Source organism: Mesorhizobium sp. INR15 (genome assembly GCF_015500075.1).
Classification (GTDB): Bacteria; Pseudomonadota; Alphaproteobacteria; order Rhizobiales; family Rhizobiaceae; genus Mesorhizobium.
Window position 1 is genome coordinate 49,912 of the sequence record NZ_CP045499.1, and the last position, 25,171, is coordinate 75,082.

The following is a 25,171-nucleotide window of genomic DNA, read 5'->3' on the forward strand; positions in this document are numbered from 1 at the left end:
TCAGAGCCCGTAAATGCGAAAGGTCGGACGGCCGGACAGCTCACGCACGGCGCCGAGCTCGACCAGCCGATCGAACAGTCGGCGCAGGCCACGATCGCTCATGCCGCTTTTTTGTTCTCTTTTGCCCCCGCGTGATGCGACCAGCGCATCTTCATTCAGCAACCGGTCGACGACCGTGTCTGCTCCCTTGGCCCTGAGCTTTGGCGCGACAGCGAGCAGTTTTTCCGCAGGACGCCCGAGGTCGCCAAAAAGATCGATGGCGCGCAGTGCCGCGCGCGCCTGAGCGGCAAGCAGACTTTTGGCACGCTCAGGATTTGTCTCAATGCCTGTAACCACAGAACTGGCTGGCGATTGACGCGGGCGGGCGCTTGCGCCCAAGGCCGCTTCGGCGCCCAGCAGCGGCACTGCGTGTGCCCAACCGAGCCGTTGCGCCAGCAGGGCGTCGGCGAGCCATGCCCCGACGGCGCGCGCAAAGCCGTGTCGTTCAGCGGCCATGAACGCGCCGGTCAGCGTCCCGACCATCCCGACGCCGGCCGCGAGTTGCCGGAGATCATCCGCCAGATCGCTGACCACCTCATCATCCGGGGCGTAGCCGAACTCTTCCAGCACCGCAGCGAGGTTTTTCTCCGTCAGCAATTCGTCCCCAGGCCGGGCTGCCAGCCGGCGCCAGGCAATCAGCAAAAGCCCTGCGGGGCCGACGGAAAAAAAATCGCCCGGTCGAGTGAGCAGCACGGCGTCGCGCAAGGCGGCTTCGTCCTCGACGCGTCCCAGCTGTTTTGCCGTTGCCGCGGCCGCCGAAAGCGCCAGGCGCTGGCGCCACGCACCGGCCCACCGCTCCTGCCGGCGGACCGCCACATCGAGCACGCCGATGGCGGCGCCGGCGGCGATCGCGACGTCCTCAAGGGCATTTGGCCCAAAGCCTTTCCCTGCAGGGCTCTGCGCATTGGGGATGGCCCGGCGCAGCCAATTCGGCACGGGTACCGTCGGCGCGGTCGAAGCGGCACCGGCAAGCGTGCCGTGGTGGCGCGAAAAGGGTTTGGGACGCAGAATCATCGAAAGCACGATGAATCATGGCGGCGCTTTTGGCAACAGAAACGGACAAAAAGCGCTGCGCCCGTCGTGCGGGATAAAAGAACGATAATGTTGCATTATCGTTCGTTTTGACAGATGCTCCTTTTTGGGGTAGAAATCCTTCCAAAGGTAGATTTTTGGAGCCTCTCGTGTCCCTCAACATCAAAAACCCGGCCACCGTCGCGCTCGCCGACGAACTCGCCCGCCGCCAGGGCCTCTCCAAGACCGCAGCCATTCACCAGGCGCTCTCCGAGCGTCTGCACCGCATGGGCTACAGCAATATGGCACAAGAACGTCTGCTTGGTGAGCTGCGCGCCATCCGCGAGCGCGTGGCACGGCTGCCCGAACTCGACCGCCGCAGCGACGAGCAGATCATCGGCTACGACGAACACGGAATTCCGAACTGATGGTGATCGATACCTCCGCCATCGTCGCGATCCTGCGCAACGAGCCTGAAGCCACGACGCTCGAAAGGGCGCTGGTCGTCGATCCTGTTCGCCTCATCCCGGCGACGTGCGTGCTCGAGGCACGCATGGTGCTGGTCAGCAGGCGCGGTGAACACGCTCTGGCCGAGATCGACCTGTGGCTCCGCAAGATCGAGGCCGACGTCATCCCTATCGACTCCGAACTGGTCGATCTGGCGACCCAGGCCTGGTTGACCTACGGCAAGGGCCGGCATTCGGCAGCCCTGAATTTTGCCGATTGCCTTTCCTACGCCTTGGCAAAGCGGGCAGACGAACCGCTGCTGTTCATCGGTAACGACTTCTCCCAGACGGATATCGAGGCGGCATGAGCAAAGCTGGCTACGCTCAAAGATCGTCGACGACTTCCGAGACCAACGACCTGCCCGACGTCGTCGACATCGTCATGGAGATGGGCCGCGCGCCAGAGGAGCCACCCGCTGATGCCTCCTCCCCTCCCTCGCCGGCGAAATGGTCTGGTGATAAAAGTCGCCTGCCTGCGCATCTGGAAACCCTTGCCGACAGGGCGCGCGACTATGTCGAGGCGGCCAGTTCCGCCAACACACGCCGCGCCTATGCCGCCGACTGGAAACATTTTGGCGCCTGGTGCCGGCGGCAGAATCTGGAAGTGCTGCCGCCCGATCCGCAGACCGTCGGGCTCTACATCACCGCGCTGGCCGCTGGCACGGCCTCAGGGGACAAAAAAACGGTATCGACGATCGAACGTCGGCTGTCCTCGCTCTCATGGAATTATACCCAACGCGGCCAGCCGCTCGACCGCAAGGATCGGCACATAGCGACGGTGATGGCCGGTATTCGTAACACCCACGCCTCCCCTCCCCGGCAGAAGGAAGCGATCCTGCCAGAAGATCTCATTGCCATGCTGGAAACGCTCGATCGTGGCACGCTGCGCGGCCTGCGCGACCGCGCCATGTTGCTTCTGGGTTTTGCCGGCGGGTTGCGCCGCTCCGAACTCGTCGGCCTCGATGTCGACCGCGACCAGACGGAAAATGGTTGCGGCTGGATAGAGGTTCTCGACAAAGGTGTGCTCGTGACGCTGCGTGGAAAGACCGGCTGGCGCGAGGTCGAGATTGGCCGCGGTTCTGCCGATACCACCTGCCCGGTCGTTGCGCTGCAGACCTGGCTGAAATTCGCACGCATCGCCCACGGACCGTTGTTTCGAAGGGCGACCGGGCAAGGCAAGAAAATCGGCGCCGAGCGGTTGAACAGCCAGGAGGTGGCGCGGCTGGTCAAGCGCACCGCCTTGGCCGCCGGTGTGCGTGGCGATCTATCGGAAGGCGAACGCGGCCAAAAATTCTCGGGGCACTCATTGCGCGCCGGCCTCGCCTCTTCGGCAGAGGTTGACGAACGCCATGTGCAAAAGCAGCTAGGCCATGCCTCGGCTGAGATGACCCGTAAATACCAGCGCCGCCGCGACCGATTCCGGGTCAATCTCACCAAGGCTTCAGGGCTGTAGAGATAAAAAGTCCCCTCCCCTGCCGTCAGTTCGCTGCAGCGTTGCGGGCATCGGAGGACGCTTCCTCGATAGACAAGGCACGCAACACGGCTGCCGGCTCTCTTTCCATGATGCGAAGCAAGGTGCGCGCAGCGCCGCTTGGTTGTCGCTTGCCCTGTTCCCATTTCTTGTAGCCGGACGGACTGGTGCCCAGCACAGTCGCCATCTCGTCCTGGGTAAGATCGAGCTTCTTGCGGACGGCTTTCGCATCGACCGTACCGACGTCCACGTTGTGCACCTTGATGCCGGGGACGTCCTTGCCCTGTGAATGGGCCAGAGCCTCGGACATGGCCTGGATCAGATCCCCGCCAAATTTTGTCATCTCACTCATGTCCTGCTCCTGTAGGCTGCCTTGATCGCCTTAGCGAATGCTGCAACTGCCTTGGCTTCGTCGGGTTTCAGGTCGACCTTCTCATTCTTGCCGTAAGCAAGAAGCGCATAGATTGGTGCATCGTCGCTGTACCAATAGTAGATTACACGTGCTCCGCCGCGCTTGCCCTTGCCTTTGGCGCCGAACCGAACCTTTCGGACGCCACCTGTGCCGGGTATATCGTCACCGATCTGCGGGTTAGCTGCGAGGAAGTCGATCAGTTCCTTCCGCTCATCGTCGCTGAACAGCTCAGCCGCCTGCTTGATGAACAACGGTGTCTCGGCGACGGTCTGCATGCACTTCCTATGACCCAATGGGTTATATATGAGATGCTGGCGGGGCAGAGTCAATGCCGGAGCGATCACCGCATCGACGTTTTCAAAGGATCGTTTGCTCATAGCCTCCGCGTTTGGACGACGGTCCTGCTGGGATCGAAATATGTCGAGAGATTGCGATTTCGTCGACATGATTTGACGACATGTCGATCGAAACGGGAAATGTCGACATGACGGTTAGGGTCCACCGACCTTGAACCTTCCCCTCCCCTGCTTCCTCCATTCGAATGAGATATTCGAGGCGGTCGATCGGTCAAAATTTAGATCGGTACCCTTGCAAATTGAAAGTCCTACCTTTAATCTACGAGGATGATATCTCGCAGAGCACTACCATTGGTCAGGCAAGCGCTCGGACGACAGGCGGCGGTTGCTTTGATCGGCCCAAGGCAGGTCGGCAAGACCACCTTGGCGCTGGAAATCGGCGATGAGACCGGCGCGCTTTACCTCGATCTCGAGTCGCGCGAAGATCGAAACAAGCTCTCAGATCCCGTCCTCTTTCTCAAGGCCTACGAAGATCGTCTGGTCATCCTCGACGAAATCCACCGTGTGCCGGAACTGTTCCAGGAGCTGCGCGGCTTGATTGACCAGGGCCGCCGTCGCGGTCGCCGCACCGGCAGGTTCCTGCTCCTGGGGTCAGCTTCTATGGATTTGCTCCGGCAGTCCGGCGAAAGCCTTGTCGGCCGCATCGAATATGTCGAAATGACGCCGCTCGATGTCCTGGAAGTCGGAGCAGCGGACACGGAGCGTCTATGGCTCAGAGGAGGATTTCCCGACAGCTTTTTGGCAGCGTCCGATGCCGACAGCATGGCGTTCCGGCGCAGCTTCATACGAACTTACCTCGAACGCGATGTCCCGCAATTCGGACCGCGTATCCCTGCACAGACCTTGGAGCGGCTCTGGACCATGCTCGCCCACAATCAGGCTGGTCTCTTGAACGCTTCCCGGCTGGCCTCCGGCCTGTCCGTCAGCGCACCGACCGTGACATCCTACGTCGATCTTCTCGTCGATCTTCTCCTGGTACGACGGCTACCTCCATTTCACGCCAATACCGGCAAGAGACTTGTAAAATCGCCGAAGGTCTATGTGCGCGACAGCGGCATCGTGCATGCCCTGCTGGGCATCCAAGATCTCAACGGCCTTTCCGGACACCCCGTTGTCGGGCCCAGCTGGGAGAGCTACGTCATCGAAAATCTTCTTTCTGTCGCACCTGCGCGTACAGTGGCGAGTTTCTATCGGACCGCTGCCGGCGCCGAGATCGACCTTCTTCTGGCCGCTCCCGGCAAACGTCCTTGGGCGATCGAGATCAAGCGCAACCTGGCGCCGAGGGTTGAAAAGGGCTTTCACCTGGCTTGTGAGGACGTCAATCCGGCGCGTCGCCTCATTGTCTATCCCGGTGCCGAAAGCTTCCCCCTCAAGGATGACGTGGAAGTGAAAACCCTGGGCGCGCTCGCGAAGGCTCTGGTGGATCTTGCCTGACTGCGGAGCTGCCTTCACGCGATTTTCCTCCCTGCCTCGACCGGATGCATCCTCATTCTAACCCGTCATTCTCGCCGTCACCCCGTTGGTCCGTAGCGCCGCCATCAGCATCGGCCCCACCGAAAACTCTCCTGCCCTCGCCTTTTCGGTCAGTACCCGCAGATAACCGCCGGCCGAGTTGATGTGTTGCGCCCTTTGAAGGATGCAGGCGATCACAATCGCGGCAACCTCCTGGCCCATCACATGGCACGCCTCCTCATACGCTGAGGGCGAAACGCCAAGGTACCCACGCACCTGGGCGGCGGTTATCATCAAGTCGCGCCAGTTTCCGATCCCGTTGACGGCATAGTCGGCAATTTCGGGGCAGGCTTTCAGCACCAGTCCTATCGGGTAGCCTCTCGGCTTCTCGGCCGGACTGTATGTTGGCAAGACCGCCACCCTGCTTTTCTCTAAAGCCGGTTCAAATACAAAAATGGAGTCTGTGTTTGAATCTGATTGCTGCCGCTCATCTTGGGACTCATTGCTGCTAGGATTCATGGAATTCATAAAGCTTTCCAGCATCCTATCCACTTCATCGTGAAGCACCGTCAGCTCCGCAACGATCGCCTCCAAGTCGGATAGTCCTGCTCTGCGCGGAATTGCATCCACGATGGCTCGAAAACGCCTCCAGATGGCCCCCCAGTCGCCAGGAACGCCCTCTTCGATCGCGGCCTCAACAAGCTTCTGAATATCGCGGCGATGAAGCGTGATCCGTTCGCGCATCAATTTGAGCGCCATGGCGTCGGCACGGACCTGCTCGGCCGCACGCTGGAACTCTGCCGCCCGTGTCAAAAGCGGCGCCAGCGAGAACCCGAACGCCTCCACGACAGCCCCGCCGTGCGCCTTGCGAGCGAATCTTTTGCCATTGGGGCTATCGCGGCGAACGATAAGACCGCAATCCACCAGCTCGGCCAGGTTCCTGCGCAGTGTGGAACCGGCCATACCGTGTGCGCGCAGCGACAGCTGCGCGTTCGACGGAAAAACCATCAAGCCGTTTTCTTCACTGACCTGGTCATCCGGGTAAAAGGACAGCAGCCCGTTCAGTACCGCCAGAGCACGGTCTCCCACGCCGAGGATGGACTTACCCTCACAAAGCCACCGGTAGACCTGCCATTTTTCGACAACAGATCCCTGAGGTATCTCTCGTGCTGCCGTGTTCGCTTGCACCAGCGCAAGCGTCATTGGCCGCCGCCCAAAGGGCGTCGTTGCGTACCCACTCTCCATTTCCCTCACCTTTCAATCAGGCAAAAGAAATCGGCTCGCCGAAACGGCGCCACGACTCTTGACAGTGATTCGGGGAAGTGCGATTCTCAGCTTGCTAGAGACAGAGAAGGGCTTCCGCGACGGTGACGTTCGGGGGCCTTTTTCTTTTGCGGTTTTAGTCTCCTGTTTTCTTCGCTAGTTCCGACTCGCGGAAGGCCTCGAAAAGCTCGTCGAGTTTGCCGGCAATGAATGCGCCGAAGGGCGATGCTTCCTTGGACTTCAAGGCAAGCGTAAACACTTTTCCCGTATCGGTGATTTTGGCTCGAACCGATTTGTCCTGCGGCACCCAGGCCAGCTCCTGGGGCTTCGATGGCACCCGCGGGCGCTTCGCCGGGGTGCTCACAAAGTCGAACAGACGGGCAAAACGACCGTCGCTGTCTGGCTGGGCGAACTCGGCGCTTATCACATACTGTGCCGCCCTCGCCGTGGTTCCAGGATGCTCCATGAGCTTGGCAAGCTGCCACCAGCGATCGCGGCCAATGCTCTTGGCGGCGCCGACCGCCAGAATAACGTGCTCAGGAACGTTGCCAGTAACTGAGCGCATCTTCGAGAAGGTCGTATCATCGAGAGCAAGAGCTGACTTTACCGTGTCCGGCGAATGGCCGCGCTTGAGAATGCGGTCCGCAAAAAGCGTCTTTTCAATGAAGGACAAATTGGCCCGGGCGGCATTCTCTTGGCCCTGCGCAATGACATGATCCTCATCGTCCATCTTCTTGACAACGGCACGAACGGGTCGACCCAACTGGCGAGCCACGCTGACCCGCCTGTGGCCAAAGACGGTCTGAAATCGACCTGAAATCTCTGGGTGAGGCCTGACCAGAACCGGAGAATCCTGCCCTCGCTCGCGAATTGCCGCCAGCAACTCCTGAAATGCCTCGTCGTCACCGTCAATGCGGTCCGAGACGAATGAAGTGTCGACCAACTCCGGATCAAGATCGACGACCGAACTCTTGGAGAGCTCCTCAAACGACTGCATGATCGACCGGGATGCGCCGCGAACGGCATAACCCGAGACATCCTGGACATCAGCGACTGACGTTGCGGGGCCCATCACACTGCCGAATATATCCTTGCGCGCCATTCAATCGCTCCGATTCTCGGTTAGTCGACTGATTTCACGAGTAAAATTCCCGCTATTTACTGCCGTAAAACGCGCCGTCATGACCGGCCCCATGCGCGATGAATGAGCGTCGCGATCTCCGAGTTCACGGCATCCAGTGATTCAAGCGCCCGGTCGTAGGTCGAACGGGTAAAAGACGATTTCTCCACCTCGTAAAGTGTCTGTTTCGTCAGTCCTGCATCCGAAATTGCCGTCGACTTGAGCATAGGGTTCTCGAGGATCTGGCCAGCAAGCATCGATTGCATGAAGCCGACCATCTGAGCCTGCGGAATGTCTGTTGGCTCGTAGCGCGTGATCAGATAGCGAAACCAATCCAGCTCGATTTTTGCGCCGGCAGCTTTGATGGTCTTCAATATGCCACCCAGCATCAGCAGAAACTGGCTCATGGACATCAGGTCGAGCATTTGCGGATGAACCGTAATCAAAACGGACGTCGCCGCCGACATCGCAGTCAAGGTGAGATAGCCAAGCTGCGGCGGACAATCGATGACGACGACGTCGTAGCGACTGTCCACTTCTGACAGCGCCTTTGCGATTCTCATAAAGAACTGCCTGCCCGCGTTCGACGATTTGTCCTGCATGGCGAGTGGCGTGTCGTACTCATACTCCTGGAGCTCCAGATTGGCCGGGATGATATCCAGACCCGGAAAATTGGTGGGCGTGATCACGTCCGAAATAGGTTTTTGGTACTCGTCGTAACGGATCGCTTCGTAGAGAGAGAGATTGCGGTCCAGTTCAGGTTGGAAGCCATGAAGCGCGGAAAGCGATGCTTGCGGGTCGAGGTCGATTGCGAGAACGCGATGGCCTGTCAGGGCCAGATGCTGGGCGAGGTGAGCAGCCGTGGTGGTCTTGCCGCTGCCTCCCTTGAAGTTCACGACCGCCACGATCTGGAGCTTATCTCCGGGCTTGCGATGGGGGACGTACTTCTTCACTTCCGTCCGGCCATGGCGGTCAAGGAAATGGCGCAGTTCGAGCATCTGTTCGGCCGTGTAGGAGCGTCGACCGGAAGGGATCTGGTCGGGCATAGGCCCTTTGCCCTCGAGATGAAGGCGCTTTAGATTGTTCTGCGATACGCCAAGATAGTGGGCCACCTCGGCCATCGAAAACGAGCGCAGCGTCTTCGTCGCATTGGGCGGAAACTTCTCCATGCGAAGCTGATTGAGGCGTCGCGATATCTCGGCACCCTGCTCGAGAATTTTGTCATCGAACTCGAAGCGTGGTAGCCGCATGGCGATATTCATTCTCGTCGAAACCTGAATTGGCGCTTTTTGCGGTGAAACTATTCAACAACCGCTATTAAGCTCCGATTCGGCCGGCCTCGGCAAGAAGTTTTAGGTTAACAGAAGGTTAACGGCGCAGGCTGGCTTTCTTGCGGTCAAACGTGATGTCGTCACGAAAGCCTGTGCTTGTTTGTGAACCCCAGAATTCTCCCCCTCTGAACTAAACGTCTGTTTTCTCTGCCATAAGGTTCATTTTTTACGGCGGTAAATCGTGTTCATCAGCCGGCGGGCTTGCAAGTGAGAGCGGGGCGCCGAGCAGGGCGTTTGGATCCTGCGGGGAGGGGCTCTCGCGGCACCGGGACGGCTTCAGGTCCCCGTCAGCCAAAGGGCAGCAAGCGATCGCTTCATGGAAGGGGCGCAAGGCTGACCGCTCGAAGCTCACCGTTTTCAACGCGCGCCGGCCTGCTCTTGTAGTCCTGTTGCAGAATCCGAGCCGGGCTTCCATGCTCGTGGGTGATCGCGGAATATCACGCATCTCAGATGCGCGAAAATCCGTCCGTGCCTAATTGCACATGGCAAAGGCCTAGTCACATGGCTCCGTCACCATTTCTGGACTCGCCAGGCTTATTGACGCATTCTTTCGTTGGGGCGGAACCGCGTAGTTTAAGCAGACGGCGAGCCCGAACGGCCGGTGGTTGGCTATCAAAGGGTCAGGCGTCGCATATGGCGGCCGACACATCCGAACACCACCTTCAGACTGCCCGCATCGTCGTACCCACCTGAGTTGATCGAGGTGCCTATGCGAGACTTGCCAAAGAATATCGACGCCGACCTCGTCATCGAGATCGGCAAATTGCTCGATGAGCATCCTCACATGGCTCCGGTTGCGGTACATCAACTCGCCGTGCTGGCTCGCCAACGGGTCAAGACCGGCTTACCCGATCAGTCCATTGAAGAGTTGGTCGTCGAGATGGCCACGTCACGCCAGCTGGCAATGGCTTTCGATCTGCCAGGCGAGGGGAACGTCGTATCTTTCCCCGTGAGACGATAAGACGGACAATGGGCAACGGCCGATCGAGGCTCTCCTTCAAGCGCCAGGTGCTAAACAATGTCTAAGTCCAACCGCAGTTCTATCTGATTTCACACCCGTCCGCGCGACGGCGTCAGCGGGACGAGCAGGTCGATGCCCCGTCCTGTGAACTATCTCAAGCGATTAGTGGATGCCAACCAAGGCTCGCGGCATTCACGACTTCCATGCGAAGGCGTTTGAACACCATCGGTCAAAACGTATGACTCTCCAGCGCGTATCCGCCGAGCCTGACAGTTCGAATAACGTTGTTGTCGGAGGCCTGCTTCAGCGACTTGCGCAGCCGGCTGATATGGACATCCACCGTGCGCGGGCCGACATAAACATTGCCCGGCCAAGCCACACCGATCAGTTCATCACGGCTCAGCACCTTCTGAGTGTTCTGCAGCATATGACGTAGCAGCTTGAACTCAATCGGCCCAAGCAGAATTTCCCTGCCGTTGCAACGCACATGATGCGTATCGAGCTGCATTTCAATGTCGCCGTAGGCCAGCGACATGCCCGCCTGCCTGGATTGTCGGCCGGTGCCGAGTCTGGAACGCAGGTAGTCCAGTAGCTTCGCCGGCGCCAACGGCCTGACAAAGCTCTCGTCGATTCCGGACTTCAGCAGTGCTATATGTTGGCTCTCAGCACCCGGCGCGATCAACGCAACCACGGGGAGGGAAGTGGTCCGGGTATCCTGCCTGAGCCGGCTGCAAGTAACCGCCATTTGATTGTCCGGCCGGCAGTCCAATACCCAGGCCTGGACCGGCGTTTCCGCAGCGAGCTCAAGCATTTCATCGACGTTGCTGGCCAACGCACTGGTGAAGCCGTCCACCGCAAGGATGTGGCTGAGGACCAAATAGAATTCCGCATCATGAGAGCAGATCACGATCAGCGGTTTCATGGGCGCAATTTGAGGCTCGGCAGGCGGTACAGCGGAATGCATATCCTTTGGGCACACCTCATCATTCAAGCAATTGCGGGTTTCCGAAGCATCCACGACCTTCACCTGTTTGGCTTCGTGGCGTTGGCCGCATCAACCACCTGGATCACTGCAATGAACGCGGCCCAGCGGCGAGCCTCGGTCTTGGCGAGCGGGCAAACCCGCGTGCCCGCTCAGATCCATCTTAATTGATGACCGGAAGCCGCTCTGGAGACAGCTCGCTCAAGAACTCGATCCCGTCCTCTCGAACATAGATGACCTCCTCGAACTGGAAGACGGCGCCGTCGATTTCCAGCTTGGGTTCGAGATGCAGGATCATGCCTGGTCTTATGATTTCGGGATTATCCTTGGAGATGGATGGAGGCTCGGTGACGTCGAGGCCTCCGCCATGACCAATTCGAGAAACGAGCCCATAAGCAGGTGGCAAGCCGGCGTCGCGCCAAAGGCGCTCGAATGCCCCAAAGACGTCTCCGCACGTCATTCCGGCTCTTACGCTGTTTGCGAGGGCCACTGTCAGCGCGCGGGTCCTTTCGTATGAGTCGATCTCCCAGCGCTCAGGCTCGCCTCCGCGGGCAATGCGGTTTCTATCCGCGGGATAGCCCCCGTAGGTGGACCGAAAATCCGTCCAGGCATACTGGCCAACCTCCAAAGGCAGCATGCCGGGAGGTCGGCCGTAATTGAACTCACCCCTGCAAAATGTCATGGCGATCGGATCAGCCCGCTCGGCCCCGTTCATGACGATGCGGGCCTGAATCTGGCGACAAAGCTCGACCTCGGTAATTCCCAGGCGCGCCTCGGAAACGGCATCATCGAACGCGGCATTGACGATCTCGAACGAGATACGCTTGAGCCCCGCTTCGAAAGGCGATTTGATCACGCGGGTCCGCCACAGCAGGTCCGTCGCGCTCTCCAGCTGGCCGCCTCGCGCCCTCAAGCCATCAACGATTTCCAGCGAACCGCGGCCAGACATATCCTGTCCGTAGTCGATCGCGGCCTTTGCTGCGGCAGCCGGATCGCGGGCGGAAATTTCGTGGACAATGGCGCGCGCGCCTTCCGCAAGATAGCCCGCATAATAGACGATCGAAAAGGCTCTCACCCTGGATTCAAGATTTCTGGATTCGATCCTGTTGGCGATGACGAGAATGTCTCGTTGGTCAATCAGCACGAACAGGGGACGCGAGTGATAGCCCCAGGACAGGGTCCGGTAGTCGGTGAAATATTCGATGTTTTTCTGATCGGTGAGCACCAGGAAGTCAATTTCATCCTCGGCCATCTCGCGGCGGACCGAGGCGAGCCGCATGGTTCGCTCGTTCAGGGGCACATCGGGTGAGGGTGGTGCTGGAAGCATGGTCGTCTCCTCATGGACTTCCGATGATCAAGGGTCTTGCGCCAGCCAGGCCGCCGTCGAGAGCTATTTCTTTTGCCTGGAGCCTTTGCGACCCGCGTCGAGTTCCACCACGCATGCCAGGCGGTCAAACGGGGATTCCGCCACCCCAAACACCGAGAAGGATTTGTCGGTGGTGCTCAGTCGATAGAGGCGACGCAGTGTCGGATACCCGTTGGGGATAGCGAAGGTCTGTTGTGCTTGCTCAGAGGCCGGCGCGGCATCGATAAGCAGCTTGGTCTTGGTGAATTGTGTCCCGTGATCGCGCAAGGCGTCACTGATGAAGTTTTCCCCGAACTCATCAACCACCTCATCGTTCAGCGCACGAGGCAGGTAGGAGGTGTCATACATGATCGGCGTATTATCGGTAGAAATCACCTTGCGTACACACAACATCAGCCCATTTGGCGGTTCGAGCACATCAAAGGCAGGATCGTGTATTTTTTCCGTGGTCAACGAGACGAGGCGAATTGAGGGCTTCAGGCCAAGCCGCAGTGCATCTTCATGTGAAGTCAGGGAGAAATCGAGGTCACGAATGAACCTTCGTTGCTCCCTCACGAACGTTCCCAGTCCTGGCACCGAGCGCAAGATCCCGGCAGGCTGAAGGTCACGCAATGCCCGCTTTATGGTGATTGCACTGACCCCGAATTCGTCTGCCAGAGTTGCAGCCGAAGGCAGCGCTTCGCCGACGTCATACTCGCCGGCGCTCACCCGGCGCATGATTTCCTGTCGCACGGTCTCGTGAAGGGCAGTCCCGATCTGTCCAGCCATTACATCTCCCCACTAGGTATACTAGGATTACCTACCTCATCGGGGGAGAGATGTCCATCCCGCGCCCGGTGTCTGTGCGAGGCGCAATTGGTGGGCATCCTCGTGTTACCCAAGGCAACATTTTACAAAAATCAAACACCGGCTTCATAAAAGTTTGACATACCTGTTATACCTGGTCTACCTTTATATTCGATCGGCAAAAAGGAGAACAGCATGGCAAGCACGTCTCGACTCATCAAGGCAGTCGCCACCGCTGCGACAAGCTGCGCCATCCTGTTTGCAGCCAGCAGCGCCGGAAAGGCTGAGACGACGCGCGAGCGGGTGCTGCGGGAGGGCAAGATCGTCATCGGAATATCCAATGGCGCTCCGTGGGGCTTTCGGGGAAAGAATGGCGAACCTGAGGGGTTCCATCCCGATTTGATCAGAGCTGCCTTCGAGAGCCTTGGGGTAAGCAAAGTGGAAATGGTCGTTACCGAATTCGGAGCGCTGATACCCGCACTCACTGCCCAGCGGTTCGATGCAATTGCAGCCGGACTCTACATTACACCGGAGCGATGCGCGCTCGTCGCCTTTAGTGACCCCGATCTCAAGCTTGCGGATGCTGCCCTCGTGGTAGAAGGCAACCCGAAAAATATCCACAGTTACGCCCAGATCGCAGCGAACCCGGAGATCAAATTCGGTGTGGGCCGCGGTAGCACGACGGCAAAGAATGCGGAGGCCGCAGGCGTTCTCGAAGAGCGCATGCTCCTGTTCCCCGATATCCAGTCAAATGTTTCGGCGCTGCTCACCGGCAGGATCGATGTTGCAGCATTTTCGGCGCCGACCGTCGCACGCATCCTATCCGACCCGAACATCCGTGGAGCCGAACGCGCCTTGCCCTTCCAGGGCGTGAAGGAAAATGGACAGGAGCAGTTCGGCTATTCGGCGATAGCGTTTCGCAAAGAGGATGGCGACCTTCGCGACTTGTACAATACCCGGCTCAAGCAGCTCAAAACTGATGGCACGATCGCGGCCATCATGGCCAGGCACGGCTTCAGCGATCAGGAGATGGCGCCGGATCTGACCAGCAATCAGGTGTGCGCAGGGCCAGGCTGATCCGACTCCAGCAGGCAGGGGCGTTGCGGGAGCATTGCTGGAACACCTGCGGCGGGTGGCTCTGAAGAGCAAGCCGACAGCATTGCCCTGCAACGCCGAACGAGTGAGAAGCGAACTTCTCAGTGACAGTGCGGGCTCCAGGACCAGGATGATCAGGCGTGACCTTTGTTGAGATATTCCTCGGCATTTTCGAAGGATTCCGCACAACGGCAACCGTGACCGCATTCGGGGTTTTGTTCGCCGTGCCTTTCGCCTTGATCTTCGGCGTAGCGCAATACCTGACCAAGGGCGTGGCTCGCCTTGCCATCACGGCAGTCATAGAGTTCTGGCGCAGCTCCGCGGTGATTATCCTTCTCTTCGTCTTCTACTATGTCCTGCCGGTCATCGGCATCCATCTGCCAGCGATCACCGTGAGCGCGATGGTGCTGGGGTTGAATGCGGGGGGATATGGAAGCCAAGCCGTCCGGGCTGGTCTCCAGTCCCTCGATCGCGGCCAGCTCGAGGCGGCCTTGGCGCTTGGGCTACCACGTCGGCACGCGCTGTGCCTGGTCGAGCTGCCTCAGGCACTGAGCAGGGTGGCGCCAACCTTCATCAACCAGTTCATTCAATTGATCAAAGGCACTGCGTTGGTTTCTCTCGTAACCCTGACAGACATGACGTTCCGGGCAAAGGAGATCGCCGAGATCGAATACAATCCCGCCGGCGTCTATACTTCGCTTTTGCTCGCCTATTTCGTGGTCTGCTATCCCGTCACGGTGTTTGGCCGATGGCTGGAGCGTCGCCTTGGCGCGGGGAGGGGGCTGACAAGTGAGTTTTGATCTCGCCTTTGCCGTCTCCACCATTCCAACGATCCTGAGCGTTATCGGAATGACGATCGGGGTTGCGCTGCTGAGTTGCCTCGGAGCTTCGATCCTGGGCTTCAGCTTCGAGATCGTGCGGCGAGCCGGATCGGCACCCGGCTACGTGATGCGTTTCGCGATAGACTTCATTCGGTCGACGCCGGTGCTTGCCTGGCTTTATTTTCTCTATTTCGTCCTGCCTCACTATGGTGTCACTCTGCCGGCCCTTGCGGTCGGCATAATGGGGCTGAGCATTTATTTCAGCGGGTATCTAGCCGAGGTGTTCAGGGCAGGCATCGACGCCATCCCGAAGGGTCAAGCGGAAGCCGCGAAAGCCCTGGGTTTGCGCCGGCGAGATATCCTGTTCTTCGTCCTGGCTCCCCAGATGCTGCGCAATGTCGCCGCCCCTGTCGGGAACTATTTCGTCTCGATCCTGAAAGCGACGCCCTATCTGGCTGTCATCGCGGTGCCGGAGATGCTGGGCAAGGCGCTCGACATTGCCTCCGACACCTATCGCTACGCCGAGCCGCTGGCCGTTGTCGGCGTCGTGTTCCTTCTCCTGGCCCTGACGATTGCACATATCGTCAAGCTGATCGAACGCAAGTTCCTTGAGCCGACAAGCCGATGAACAATGATAGCCAACCAATACGGCCAGCCGCCCCTGGGCAGGTGGAAAGCGGCCAAGAAAATAGCGCTGGACGACCAGACCACCCTGCAGCTGTGGAAGCCGCTGCACTGAACAAATGGTTTGGCAGCTTCCATGCTCTGAAGAACATCGATCTTGCCGTGCCGAAGGGAACGCGCATCGTAATATGCGGCCCGTCAGGATCGGGGAAATCCACGCTGATAAGATGTGTAAACGGGCTGGAGACATTTCAGAGCGGCGCCGTTCGCATCGGAGGCGTCGACCTCGCCCGGGATCAAAAACAACTGCAGAAAATTCGGCGCAAGGTTGGGATGGTGTTTCAGCAATTCAATCTGTTTCCGCATCTGACGGTCATGACCAACTGCACCCTGGCCCTGAGACGCGTCCTTGGCAAATCGAAGGTCGAGGCCGCCGACATCGCGCTTCACTATCTCGAGCGGGTGAGGATACCGGAGCAGGCGCACAAATATCCCGGTCAGCTTTCCGGCGGCCAGCAACAGCGCGTCGCCATCGCGCGCGCCCTCTGCATGGCTCCCGAGATCATGCTCTTCGACGAGCCGACGTCGTCGCTTGATCCCGAGATGGTCAAGGAAGTTCTCGATGTCATGATCGACCTCGCCGCCGACGGCATGACGATGCTTTGCGTCACGCATGAAATGGGCTTCGCCCGCCAAGTCGCCGATCAGGTGGTGTTCATGGACCAGGGAAGCATCGTCGAGATGGCCGCGCCCGCTACGTTCTTCGCCGCGCCCAGCCAGGAGCGGACGCGGCTCTTCCTGGACAAGATGGTTCATTGAACGGAGAGGATTGGAATATGGCCGGTGACACGCGCATCTGGACCCCGATCGATTATGATGCTGTCGGGAAGCAATCGGACTGTCTGAGACTGCCTCATTCGTCCGACCTGTCGGCCTATGGCTGGATACCCATCCCGCTGGTGTGCATCAAGAACGGCGACGGCCCAACGGCCTTGCTGATAGCTGGCAACCATGGCGATGAGTACGAGGGCCAGATCGCCCTTTCAAATCTGGCCCGCGAGACCCAGCTGCAGCAGGTTTCTGGGCGGCTTCTTATCCTCCCGGCACTCAACTTTCCCGCGGTCGTTGCAGGCCGACGCGTGTCGCCACTCGATGAGGGCAATCTCAATCGCTCGTTTCCAGGCAACGCAGCCGGATCGCCGACCGAAATGATTGCTCATTACGTCTGCGAAGTGTTGATCCCGATGGCCGATGTCGTCGTGGATCTTCACTCCGGCGGACGGTCCCTCCACTATGTGACGAGCGCGCTGGTGCGGCCGGGGCGAACAAGCGACGAGCATGAAAAGCTGCTCAGGTTGATGCGGCTGTTCGGTGCGCCGATCAGCTTTGTCAGCGATGGAACGGGCGGCGGCGGGCTTACAACCTTGGCAGCGGCCGCGCAGGAGCGGGGCGCACTGGCGCTCACCACAGAACTCGGCGGCGGCGCGACTTTGTCCCGAGAGGGACTGGCGCTCGCCGAGGCAGGATTGAAGCGGCTGCTGAAAGACCAGGGGATTTTGCGCGATGTCGCCGTCGAACCCGCTTCGCCCACGCGCTTCATGACCGTCAAAGGCCATAGCGCCTTCGTCTATGCACGCGACCGCGGTATTTTCGAGCCGGCCGCTGACATAGGTGAGGAGGTCGAGAGCGGCCAGATTGCCGGCCGCATCCACTTTCCGGATTTGCCGACGCGCGAGCCCGAAACGCTGTTCTTCGAATCGTCCGGTCTTGTCGCGTGCCGCCGGGCGCCGTCGCTCACCGATCGCGGCGATTGCCTCTTCAAGCTCATGGCCGACATCGACGTCAGCTCAGATCGGGCCTTGCATGCCTAGATCGGCGCCGAGGCTCAATCCGCTCGTGATTGGCCTTCGCTGTCTTCGTTGCCGGACTGTCTTTCCGGTCGCGGATTACTTCGAAGGTTGCCCAGCCTGCCACAGCCAAAAAATGCCGGCGAGCCTCGCTGTTGAATATCGCGAATTCCCTAAATCCCTGGAGCGCGTCGCGGACTGGCAGGTCTACCCCGACCATCCGACTCTCGGCGAGGGCAATACGCCTCTTGTCCCACTGGAAGGGCTCGCGAAAGAGATCGGCGTCCGCGCGCTCAGCCTCAAGAACGAGGGCGCCAATCCGACCGGATCACACAAGGACCGCATGAGCCGGTTTGTTGTCCAACGCGCGTTGGAGATCGGCGCCTCGACCGTCGCCGCGGCCTCGAGCGGCAATGCCGGTGTCTCTCTGGCTGCCTACGCGGCGCATGTGGGGCTGGGCTGCGTGATTGTGACCACGCCGGATATGAACCCGAACTGGCGCCGGGCGATCGAGATGCACGGAGCGACCCTGCTGGCCACCGAAACGCCGGAACGCCGATGGCAGGTGCTCGCCGATAGCGTGCGGGCAGGGGACTGGTACCCGGCCACCAATTTTGCCGTTCCGGCGGTGGGCAGCAATCCATTCGGCGTGGATGGGTACAGGTCGCTTGCCTTCGAGATTTTTCTTCAGCTGGGCAGCGATGCATGCACCGATATCGTCGTTCCGACCTCGAGAGCCGATCTGCTTTGGGGCATCGCACGCGGATATTGCGATTTGCAGGCGGCCGGGCTCATTGAAGAACGACCCCGCGTCCATGCCGTCGAGCCGTTCGGTCGAATTTCAGAAGTGCTTGCCGGCAAGGACTATCGCGGCAATTTCGCCGGCAGCTCGGCGTTGACCTCAATCGGCGGCTCGACCGTCACCTACCAGGCGCTGGATGCGATTGCCGCGTGCAAGGGGTCGGCAGTGGTCGTTGACGACACGATGGCCCGCGAGGATCAGAAGCGACTGGCGCGCGGCGGTTTTTATCTCGAGCTTTCGAGCGCGGCGGCTCTGACCGGCCTACGACAACTCATCTCGCAAGGGTCGCTTGGCCCGGATGCCGCCGTCGTGCTTGTCGGCACCTCAAGCGGTTGTTCAGAATACCAGGCCTTCTCTCACCCGATTGCCCCGATCCTCTAGCTCCCAGCGATTTCATCATCGCTTCCAGCCCAACCCCGGCCACGAAAGTGGCCCCAAGAAAAAGGGCGCACAAAGCGGAGGCGGTGAAATGTCCGTCGCACGGACAACTTCATTTCACCGCCGGAGCCAGTTCGTGACCTCGAGACCGGTCAACAGGGTGCCGAAGGAGCGTCAGCATGGCGACGCCGCAGGCGGGACGCGGGGCCGCCACCCCCGGCGAGAGGTGCCGAAGCGACGCTGTGGCGTCGCCTGCAAGCCAGTGCCTATCGAGAGCACGCTGGCTGAAGCTAGGCCTTTGCCTTGCGCTTCGTCGGCGCTTTCTGAGGTACGGGAGCCGCCTTGCGGCCGAGGCCTATCGACTTCGCCAAAGCAGACCGTTGCGCAGCATAGTTTGGCGCCACCATTGGATAGTCCTTGGCCAATCCCCATTTGGCGCGGTACTCGCCAGGCGTCATTCCCAGCAGGCCCAGGTGCCGCTTCATCGACTTGAATTTTCGGCCGTCTTCCAAACTCACAATGTAGTCAGGAAACACGGACTTCTTCGGGTTTACAGCCGGGACGAGCTCGGGCAGGGGTACCGCCTTCGGTTGTCCGACATTTACCAAGGCAGAATTCACGCTGGCAATCAGATCCGGTAGACCCGCTACCGGCACCGGATTGTTTTGGACGTAGGCGGCTACAATGTCTGCGGTCAAACCGATAAGGTCAGCGGTGTCAGTATCGCTCAATTTTTCAACTCCGGTGTCACCCCCAATCCTGTTTAGTGCGGAACTTCCAGGCGCACAACGTCTCAACGATCCTTGGTTCGATGTCTCGCCGGCGGCCGATGTCGAATGGATTTCGCGGGAGGCATCGTTTATCCTTTTCATGCCAACGAGAAGAACACGCCTTATCGGATGATGATGAAAACCAGTCTTGATCACCTGCCGGCGACCAAGCAGCGCGAACTCGCTCGTGTCGTCGAAATCCTGCATGAGGAATTCGACGACGCGTTGAAGGGCAGCACGGCCGAATTCAAGAAAAAGGGCAGGATCCTGAAGATCATCCTGTTCGGCTCCTATGCGCGCGGCGACTGGGTTGACGAGCCGCATACGATGAAAGGCTACCGTTCGGATTTCGATCTGCTGGTCGTGGTCAACAACCGCAAGCTCACGGACTTCGCCACCTACTGGTACAAGGCCAGCGACCGGCTGTTGCGTGACCGCAGCGTCTCAACCCAAGTCGGCCTGATCGTCCACTCACGCCGTGAGGTGAATACTGCGTTGAGGCAGGGGCAGTATTTCTTTTCGGATTTGAGGCGCCAAGGCATTGTGCTCTACGAGCTGGACGACGAACCCCTGGCCGAACCCAAACCGCAGAGCCCGGCGGATGCGCTTAAAGCCGCGCAGGGGCATTTCCGAAATCGGATGCCGGCAGCGAAGAACTTCAACCAACTGGCCAGCATAGCATTGACAAGCGGCATGCTTAAGGAGAGCGCATTTCTGCTGCATCAGGCGATCGAACACTCATATTCCACCCTGCTTCTTACGCTCACCAGCTACAGCCCACCCTCCCACAATCTGAATTTTCTTCGGACACTGGCTGAGGAACGAGACCGGCGGCTGACAGAGGCCTGGCCACGCGACCAGCAGCGCTTTCGGGCATGGTTCAACATGGCGAACGAGGCCTATGTGAAAGCACGCTATTCCGAGCATTATGAGATCGGTGTCGAAGCATTGGAGTGGCTCGGTGAGCAGACCACCGTCCTGCATGATCTTGTCGCGGCTGTCTGCGGCGAATATCTGGAAAGGCTCGCGGCAGAGATTGCCAACAGCTGACGTAGGGGTTTGGAAGGTGTCTTAGGGCTGTGCCTGTCTGGCCAGGGGCGTCTGCTTTGCACGGTCGTCCAAGGACTGGGCAAGATCCCCAAAAGCTGACCCCGATTAAATGATGCGGCCCATCTTTGGCAGTCCCGACCTCTGATGAGGGATTTCCGTTGAGAGCGCTTCTGTTCACCCCGGCCATGCTTATGCATGCGCAAGCGGCAAACGGCGCGGCAGTTCTCGCAAGTGTGCATGGGAACGGCCGATCCCCCAACTGCACAATCGAAGAGCCTACCTCCTTGGCCTATATCACTGGTGTGGCGGACACGTTGGAAATGGTGGCGCCGCACCTAACAAATATCTGTCGACCCTCGGCTTCAACGTACCCGTCCGGTGAAGCTTTCAGTTACCCACATCGTCGGCGTGTTCCGATTGAGATGCCGAAGCCGATGTCATTGAGGCGCGTCACGCCTCGCCAAACGACCATGTTTCCAGGTGGCGGATCGTGGTTTCGTGCGAGGTAGCCGCCGAGCATGGCGATTTGGAGCAGATAGGTGGCGAGGGTCCTGCGCAGGATGCGCGGCTTGCTCCGCGCCGCGTTGATGGCATCAAGCGTCGCGATTTCGGTTGGGGTGAGGGCTGTCTCCGGTTCAGCCTCGGGCTTTTCTCGTGCGGACATGGTGAGGAAGAAGATGCGCCAACTGACCATCGCGATGAGGGCAAGGAATTTTGCCAGCCGCTCGGCGGTCTCAAGCCTCGCCTTTTCAGCGCGGCAGCCAGACTTCATCACCTTGTGGAACACCTCGGCCTTCCAGCGCAGGGAATACCATTCGAGCTTCTCGATAGCGGTGGTGAAATCTCCGACCGGGAGATTGGTCACCAGCTTCCAGTCGATCGGCGGCCGGTCCACCGGTGGGTCGATCTCAAGGGCGTGGATGTAGGTGAGAGGCTGAGGACTATATCGCTTCTGCTTGCCGACGGGCGGCAAGGTCTCGATGGCGGCGAACTTCACGTGCACGCACGCAGTCTCGTCCTGTCCGATCGCGACGCAATGGCGTCCCGCCCAAGGCGCAGCCGAGAGCTGGGCGAAGACCCGATGCGCGCCATCCTGCGGCTCTGTGCCAGCGGGCACGGCGGCCAACCGATTAGTCTGCACCCGCACCAGAAAGCGCGTGCCGAGATCCTGCGCCAGGCAAAAGAGCTCGTAGATGTCGCTCTCACGGTCGGCCACATGCACGCAGCGTTCCGGCGTGCCCACGAGCGCCATCGACTGGCGCAGGTTCTCCAGCCAGCGATAGCTTTCCTTCGTCTCAATCGGCACGCGGGTGGGGTTCACATGCCGCTTAAGCGTCCAGGTCCCCTTGAACTTCGTGCGTGTCCAGAACTTCGCTGCTGTCAGCCCGAGCGGCGTGCCGCTAAGGGTTATAGCCAGGCTGGAATGCATGAGTATACCGCACAAGGTCACCACGTTGGGCTGACCCGCCTTATAACGCCCGGCGTTGATGGTCTTGGTGAAGCCGATTTTGCCCGGCTGCGCGCGGCTGTAGATGAACTCGGTAGTATCCTGCAGGATGAGGATTGGTCCTGGGCTCGACGCGCAGCGCATGGCGGTCGCGGCAAAATGGCCGGCCAGCATCCCATGCTCGGTGACGCGCGGGTTATCGAAGAAACGATAGGCCGCTTTTGTCGCCGCCCAGTCGCCGCAAGCGGCCGGGACGGGTTGGCCAGGTGCCGCCGACACTTGATCAAGCAGACGGTGAAACCGGCGCGCCAGTCGTTTGTCCGGCAGCCCTGCAGAAATGACTTCATCGTCATGCCAGCCTGCAGCGCCGGCTCCCGTGTCCCCGCTCATCCGTGACGCCTCCGCGAATCGACGTCACAGACAGAATCACAGAAGATTCAATTGGTGCAAATCCCGCGTAGGAGATGTGGGTAACTGAAAGCCGGTGAAGACCGCAGACGTGCGTATCCGCGGGCATGAGCACCGCGGTGCTGAGGTCAAGCTTTTGATGGGGAGACGCGATGATATTCTTCGAGGAGGAGTTCGACCTCCTCGATGCCTTCATCGGTGAAGGCCAAAATCCCGTCGTCATCGTTGGCCCGGTAGACCCAGATAACGCCGTCCTCGGGCTCGAGACCGAGGGTCAGTTCGTGGATGAGCTCTTCGCTGACGCCGAGGTCCCTGGCGAGACGGTCGACGGTGTAGACGTGATGCACCTTATTGCGCTGCATGATCAGGCCGCCGCTGGTTGGGCTCGCAGTTTTGCGGATCTCCAATTCCACGGCAGCAAATCATCGATCCGATGGGCCGGATAGGCGGGCAGTCGGGCGAGGATATCGGCGAGCCAGGCCTGAGGGTCGACGTCATTCAACTTGGCGCTGACGATCAAGCTGTAGAGAACGGCAGCGCGCTGTCCGCCGCGATCGGAACCGCAGAACAGCCAGGACTTTCTGCCGAGAGCGATGCCGCGCAGGGCTCGCTCGGCTACATTGTTCGACAGGCAAATGCGCCCATCATCGAGGAACCGGGTGAAGGATGACCAGCGGCGCAGCATGTAGTTGAAGGCCTTGGTCAGATCGTGTCCGCGCGAGAGCTTGTCGCGCGTCTTGATCATCCAGCGCTCGAGCTCGGTGATCAAGGGCGCGCTCCGCTCCTGGCGCACGGCGTGGCGTTGACCTGGCGACAGGCCGTTGATCGCGCGCTCGATATCGAACAGGGCATCGATGCGCTTCACGGCTTCAACGGCTAGCGGATAGACCAGGTTGGGCGTATCGCCGCGCGCCTTCTTGCGCGCCGCCGCTTCGATATCGGCCAGCTCGAACACTTTGCGCCGGCTATGGGCCCAGCAGCTGGCCTCCAGAACAGGAGCCGGCTGACGGCCCGTCGCATAGAGATCGCCATAACCACCGTAGGCATCGGCCTGCAGAATGCCGCTCCATCCGGCGAGATGCGCCGTGGGATGTTCCCCTCGACGGTCGCGGGAATAGTAGAACACCGCCGCCGGCGGATCGGCACCGCCGAACGGTCGGTCATCGCGCACATAGGTCCATAATCGGCCGGTATCGGTCTTGCCCTTGGCCAGGACCGGAACCGTCGTATCGTCGCCGTGCAGACGTGAAGCGGACAGCACATGGGCTTCGAGCCGCTTGAACAGCGGCATCAGCGCCGCGGCGCCGGCGCCGACCTGGTCGGCGAGCGTCGACAGGCTGAGCGGCACGCCTTCGCGGGCATAGCGTTCAGCCTGGCGGTTGAGCGGCTGATGCTGGCCGAACTTCTCGAACAGGATCATCGCCAGCAGGCCGGGACCGGCCCAGCCGCGCGGGGTGGCGTGGAACGGCGCCGGAGCCTGGCTGATCGCCTCGCAGTCGCGGCAGGTAAACTTCTCCCGCACGTGTTGAATCACTTTCCATTGCCGCGGCACCACCTCCAGCGTCTCGGTGATATCCTCACCCAGCTTGCGCAGCCGATGACCGCCGCAGCAGTGGCAAGCGGCCGGCGCCGGCTCGACCACGCGTTCGCGCGGCAGATGCTCGGGAAATGGCTGGCGCGCTGGTCGTTTGCGCACATAAGGCGCCACCTCGGTGGTCCGGGCCGCGGCCTGTTCGGCGGCGATCTCGTCTTGCGTCGCCGTGCTCTCGAGTTCTTCGAAGGTGAGCTCCATCTGGTCGTGCAGGCGGGCTGAGCGCTCAGAACTCTGGCCATGCAGCGCCCGCTGCAGCTTCCGGATCGTCAGATCCTGATGTGCGATCAGCGCCGCATCATCCGATGCCTTGGCCCTGGCGATCGCCAGTTCGGCCTCGACCAGCACAGCGCGCGCGGCCTCGTCTTCGGCTCTGGCCAGCGCTGCGGTCAGCGCTGTTCTCAGCGCGCCGATATCGTCCGGAACAGCATCCAGGGCGGTGGCAACCATGCTCTGGAGTGAATCATAAAACGCGTTCGCTGACTCGCGGAAAATGGCGCAAACTCTAAGAAAAACTCAGCCCGCGCGCTGGGGGCGGAACGTGTGACGCGGGTTGCGCCAATCGATCCCGTCGAGCATGTAGGCGAGCTGCGCCGGTGATATGGAAACCGTACCATCCGCCGGCGACGGCCAGAGAAACCGGCCCTTCTCGAGCCGTTTTGCATACAGCGACATGCCGAGCCCATCATGCCAGATAATCTTGATCAGATTGCCGCTGCGGCCGCGGAAGACATAAAGATCGCCGGCATGCGGATCCCGGCCCAACATCTCCTGAACCTGCAGAGCGAGGCCTTGCATTCCGCGACGCATATCGGTCCGGCCGACCGCCAACCAGATCCGCACCTGGCTCGGAACCGGGATCATGAAACGCCCAGCGCCTTCACCATCGCCGCCGCCAGTGTCGGCGGCGTGGTCAGCGGAATCCGCAGCCGCACCTTGCCGGCGATCTCCAGCTCGATCACCGCTGGTGGCGCCGCTGGCACTGAAGCGGCGACAGGCTCATCGCGAACCACGACAACTTCGGCAAAGCCCGTCTCGCGGGCTCTCACCGTGCGGCGCCACTTATAGATCAGGCTGGTCGCGACATCGTATTGACGCGCCACCGCCGCCACTGTGGCCCCGGGCGCGAATGCCGCGGCCAGTATCCGGCACTGATCCTCTTCACTCCAACGACGACGCCGCTCCGGCCCGGTCAATAACGTCACATGGCTCATGCTGTGCTGCTAACTACGCTCGTGAGGACGACCTTAAGAGCGCAGCTTCGCTACCGTGCCATGCTCGC

General features: G+C 60.2%; 27 protein-coding genes. 12 read left to right on the forward strand and 15 right to left on the reverse strand.

Annotated features, from left to right (window positions below):
* Complete coding sequence (locus GA829_RS34430; protein ID WP_195180481.1) at positions 1-1,053, reverse strand: DUF1403 family protein; 1,053 nt, start codon at positions 1,051-1,053, stop codon at positions 1-3.
* A gap of 167 nt (positions 1,054-1,220) precedes the next feature.
* On the opposite strand from GA829_RS34430, the gene GA829_RS34435 reads away from it, so the two are divergent.
* Genes GA829_RS34435 through GA829_RS34445 form a run of 3 tightly spaced genes read left to right on the forward strand, consistent with a single transcriptional unit; the run spans position 1,221 to position 3,009 of the window.
* Positions 1,221-1,478 carry a type II toxin-antitoxin system VapB family antitoxin gene (locus tag GA829_RS34435; protein ID WP_195180249.1) on the forward strand — a complete coding sequence of 86 codons (258 nt, stop codon included), beginning with the start codon at positions 1,221-1,223 and terminating at the stop codon, positions 1,476-1,478.
* A complete protein-coding gene (locus tag GA829_RS34440) occupies positions 1,478-1,864 on the forward strand; it encodes a type II toxin-antitoxin system VapC family toxin (RefSeq protein WP_195180250.1) in 387 nt (128 codons plus the stop codon). Before GA829_RS34435 ends, GA829_RS34440 begins: the two co-directional genes overlap by 1 nt.
* A complete protein-coding gene (locus GA829_RS34445) occupies positions 1,861-3,009 on the forward strand; it encodes a site-specific integrase (RefSeq protein WP_195180251.1) in 1,149 nt (382 codons plus the stop codon). The genes GA829_RS34440 and GA829_RS34445 overlap by 4 nt, the downstream gene beginning before the upstream one ends.
* A gap of 25 nt (positions 3,010-3,034) precedes the next feature.
* Here the strand turns inward: GA829_RS34445 and GA829_RS34450 are convergent, their stop codons facing one another.
* Positions 3,035-3,370 (reverse strand): helix-turn-helix domain-containing protein, encoded by a 336-nt coding sequence (locus GA829_RS34450; RefSeq protein WP_258052447.1) that lies wholly within the window; start codon positions 3,368-3,370, stop codon positions 3,035-3,037.
* Between the two features lie 5 nt (positions 3,371-3,375).
* Positions 3,376-3,816: a type II toxin-antitoxin system RelE/ParE family toxin gene (locus tag GA829_RS34455; protein WP_308462367.1), complete on the reverse strand. Its 441-nt coding sequence runs from the start codon at positions 3,814-3,816 to the stop codon at positions 3,376-3,378.
* A 246-nt stretch (positions 3,817-4,062) separates the two neighbouring features.
* Between GA829_RS34455 and GA829_RS34460 the strand changes: the two genes are divergently transcribed.
* The gene (locus tag GA829_RS34460) at positions 4,063-5,229 is read left to right on the forward strand and encodes an ATP-binding protein (protein WP_195180253.1); all 1,167 of its coding nucleotides are present in this window, start codon (positions 4,063-4,065) and stop codon (positions 5,227-5,229) included.
* A gap of 57 nt (positions 5,230-5,286) precedes the next feature.
* Here GA829_RS34460 and repC read toward each other — a convergent pair whose 3' ends face one another.
* From repC to repA, 3 genes are all read right to left on the reverse strand, one after another.
* Entirely contained in the window at positions 5,287-6,492 is a 1,206-nt protein-coding gene (repC, locus tag GA829_RS34465; protein WP_195180254.1) for a plasmid replication protein RepC, read from the reverse strand.
* A gap of 154 nt (positions 6,493-6,646) precedes the next feature.
* Complete coding sequence (gene repB, locus GA829_RS34470; protein ID WP_195180255.1) at positions 6,647-7,612, reverse strand: plasmid partitioning protein RepB; 966 nt, start codon at positions 7,610-7,612, stop codon at positions 6,647-6,649.
* Between the two features lie 77 nt (positions 7,613-7,689).
* A complete protein-coding gene (gene repA / locus GA829_RS34475) occupies positions 7,690-8,892 on the reverse strand; it encodes a plasmid partitioning protein RepA (protein WP_195180256.1) in 1,203 nt (400 codons plus the stop codon).
* 778 nt (positions 8,893-9,670) lie between these two features.
* On the opposite strand from repA, the gene GA829_RS34480 reads away from it, so the two are divergent.
* A complete protein-coding gene (locus GA829_RS34480; RefSeq protein WP_195180257.1) occupies positions 9,671-9,922 on the forward strand; it encodes a hypothetical protein in 252 nt (83 codons plus the stop codon).
* Between the two features lie 229 nt (positions 9,923-10,151).
* Here GA829_RS34480 and GA829_RS34485 read toward each other — a convergent pair whose 3' ends face one another.
* From GA829_RS34485 to GA829_RS34495, 3 genes are all read right to left on the reverse strand, one after another.
* Positions 10,152-10,940, reverse strand: coding sequence for a response regulator transcription factor (locus GA829_RS34485; RefSeq protein ID WP_258052448.1), 789 nt, complete (start codon positions 10,938-10,940; stop codon positions 10,152-10,154).
* A gap of 127 nt (positions 10,941-11,067) precedes the next feature.
* On the reverse strand, positions 11,068-12,231 hold the full coding sequence (locus GA829_RS34490) for a M24 family metallopeptidase (RefSeq protein ID WP_195180258.1): 1,164 nt from the start codon (positions 12,229-12,231) through the stop codon (positions 11,068-11,070).
* Positions 12,232-12,294: 63 nt separating this feature from the next.
* Positions 12,295-13,038 carry a GntR family transcriptional regulator gene (locus GA829_RS34495; protein ID WP_195180259.1) on the reverse strand — a complete coding sequence of 248 codons (744 nt, stop codon included), beginning with the start codon at positions 13,036-13,038 and terminating at the stop codon, positions 12,295-12,297.
* A 213-nt stretch (positions 13,039-13,251) separates the two neighbouring features.
* Here GA829_RS34495 and ehuB point away from each other — a divergent pair, with 213 nt between their 5' ends.
* From ehuB to GA829_RS34525, 6 genes are all read left to right on the forward strand, one after another.
* On the forward strand, positions 13,252-14,133 hold the full coding sequence (gene ehuB / locus GA829_RS34500; RefSeq protein WP_195180260.1) for an ectoine/hydroxyectoine ABC transporter substrate-binding protein EhuB: 882 nt from the start codon (positions 13,252-13,254) through the stop codon (positions 14,131-14,133).
* Between the two features lie 158 nt (positions 14,134-14,291).
* Positions 14,292-14,951, forward strand: coding sequence for an amino acid ABC transporter permease (locus tag GA829_RS34505; protein WP_195180261.1), 660 nt, complete (start codon positions 14,292-14,294; stop codon positions 14,949-14,951).
* Positions 14,941-15,600, forward strand: a complete 660-nt coding sequence (locus GA829_RS34510; RefSeq protein ID WP_195180262.1) for an amino acid ABC transporter permease — start codon at positions 14,941-14,943, stop codon at positions 15,598-15,600. Before GA829_RS34505 ends, GA829_RS34510 begins: the two co-directional genes overlap by 11 nt.
* Positions 15,597-16,415: an amino acid ABC transporter ATP-binding protein gene (locus GA829_RS34515; RefSeq protein WP_195180263.1), complete on the forward strand. Its 819-nt coding sequence runs from the start codon at positions 15,597-15,599 to the stop codon at positions 16,413-16,415. The genes GA829_RS34510 and GA829_RS34515 overlap by 4 nt, the downstream gene beginning before the upstream one ends.
* A gap of 17 nt (positions 16,416-16,432) precedes the next feature.
* Positions 16,433-17,467: a succinylglutamate desuccinylase/aspartoacylase family protein gene (locus GA829_RS34520; protein WP_195180264.1), complete on the forward strand. Its 1,035-nt coding sequence runs from the start codon at positions 16,433-16,435 to the stop codon at positions 17,465-17,467.
* Between the two features lie 112 nt (positions 17,468-17,579).
* The gene (locus tag GA829_RS34525) at positions 17,580-18,626 is read left to right on the forward strand and encodes a threonine synthase (RefSeq protein ID WP_195180265.1); all 1,047 of its coding nucleotides are present in this window, start codon (positions 17,580-17,582) and stop codon (positions 18,624-18,626) included.
* A 287-nt stretch (positions 18,627-18,913) separates the two neighbouring features.
* Here GA829_RS34525 and GA829_RS34530 read toward each other — a convergent pair whose 3' ends face one another.
* Complete coding sequence (locus GA829_RS34530) at positions 18,914-19,354, reverse strand: Ros/MucR family transcriptional regulator (protein WP_258052449.1); 441 nt, start codon at positions 19,352-19,354, stop codon at positions 18,914-18,916.
* A gap of 174 nt (positions 19,355-19,528) precedes the next feature.
* On the opposite strand from GA829_RS34530, the gene GA829_RS34535 reads away from it, so the two are divergent.
* Positions 19,529-20,443, forward strand: a complete 915-nt coding sequence (locus GA829_RS34535; RefSeq protein ID WP_195180266.1) for a nucleotidyltransferase and HEPN domain-containing protein — start codon at positions 19,529-19,531, stop codon at positions 20,441-20,443.
* 391 nt (positions 20,444-20,834) lie between these two features.
* Here GA829_RS34535 and GA829_RS34540 read toward each other — a convergent pair whose 3' ends face one another.
* From GA829_RS34540 to tnpA, 5 genes are all read right to left on the reverse strand, one after another.
* On the reverse strand, positions 20,835-22,280 hold the full coding sequence (locus GA829_RS34540) for an IS4 family transposase (protein WP_195178188.1): 1,446 nt from the start codon (positions 22,278-22,280) through the stop codon (positions 20,835-20,837).
* 146 nt (positions 22,281-22,426) lie between these two features.
* Positions 22,427-22,711 carry a hypothetical protein gene (locus GA829_RS34545; protein WP_374940449.1) on the reverse strand — a complete coding sequence of 95 codons (285 nt, stop codon included), beginning with the start codon at positions 22,709-22,711 and terminating at the stop codon, positions 22,427-22,429.
* Positions 22,663-24,339: an IS66 family transposase gene (gene tnpC, locus GA829_RS34550; RefSeq protein WP_195180267.1), complete on the reverse strand. Its 1,677-nt coding sequence runs from the start codon at positions 24,337-24,339 to the stop codon at positions 22,663-22,665. Before tnpC ends, GA829_RS34545 begins: the two co-directional genes overlap by 49 nt.
* Before the next feature lie 66 nt (positions 24,340-24,405).
* Entirely contained in the window at positions 24,406-24,753 is a 348-nt protein-coding gene (gene tnpB, locus GA829_RS34555; RefSeq protein ID WP_195180268.1) for an IS66 family insertion sequence element accessory protein TnpB, read from the reverse strand.
* Positions 24,750-25,103 carry an IS66-like element accessory protein TnpA gene (tnpA, locus tag GA829_RS34560; protein ID WP_219738844.1) on the reverse strand — a complete coding sequence of 118 codons (354 nt, stop codon included), beginning with the start codon at positions 25,101-25,103 and terminating at the stop codon, positions 24,750-24,752. The genes tnpB and tnpA overlap by 4 nt, the downstream gene beginning before the upstream one ends.
* Positions 25,104-25,171 lie beyond the last annotated feature (68 nt).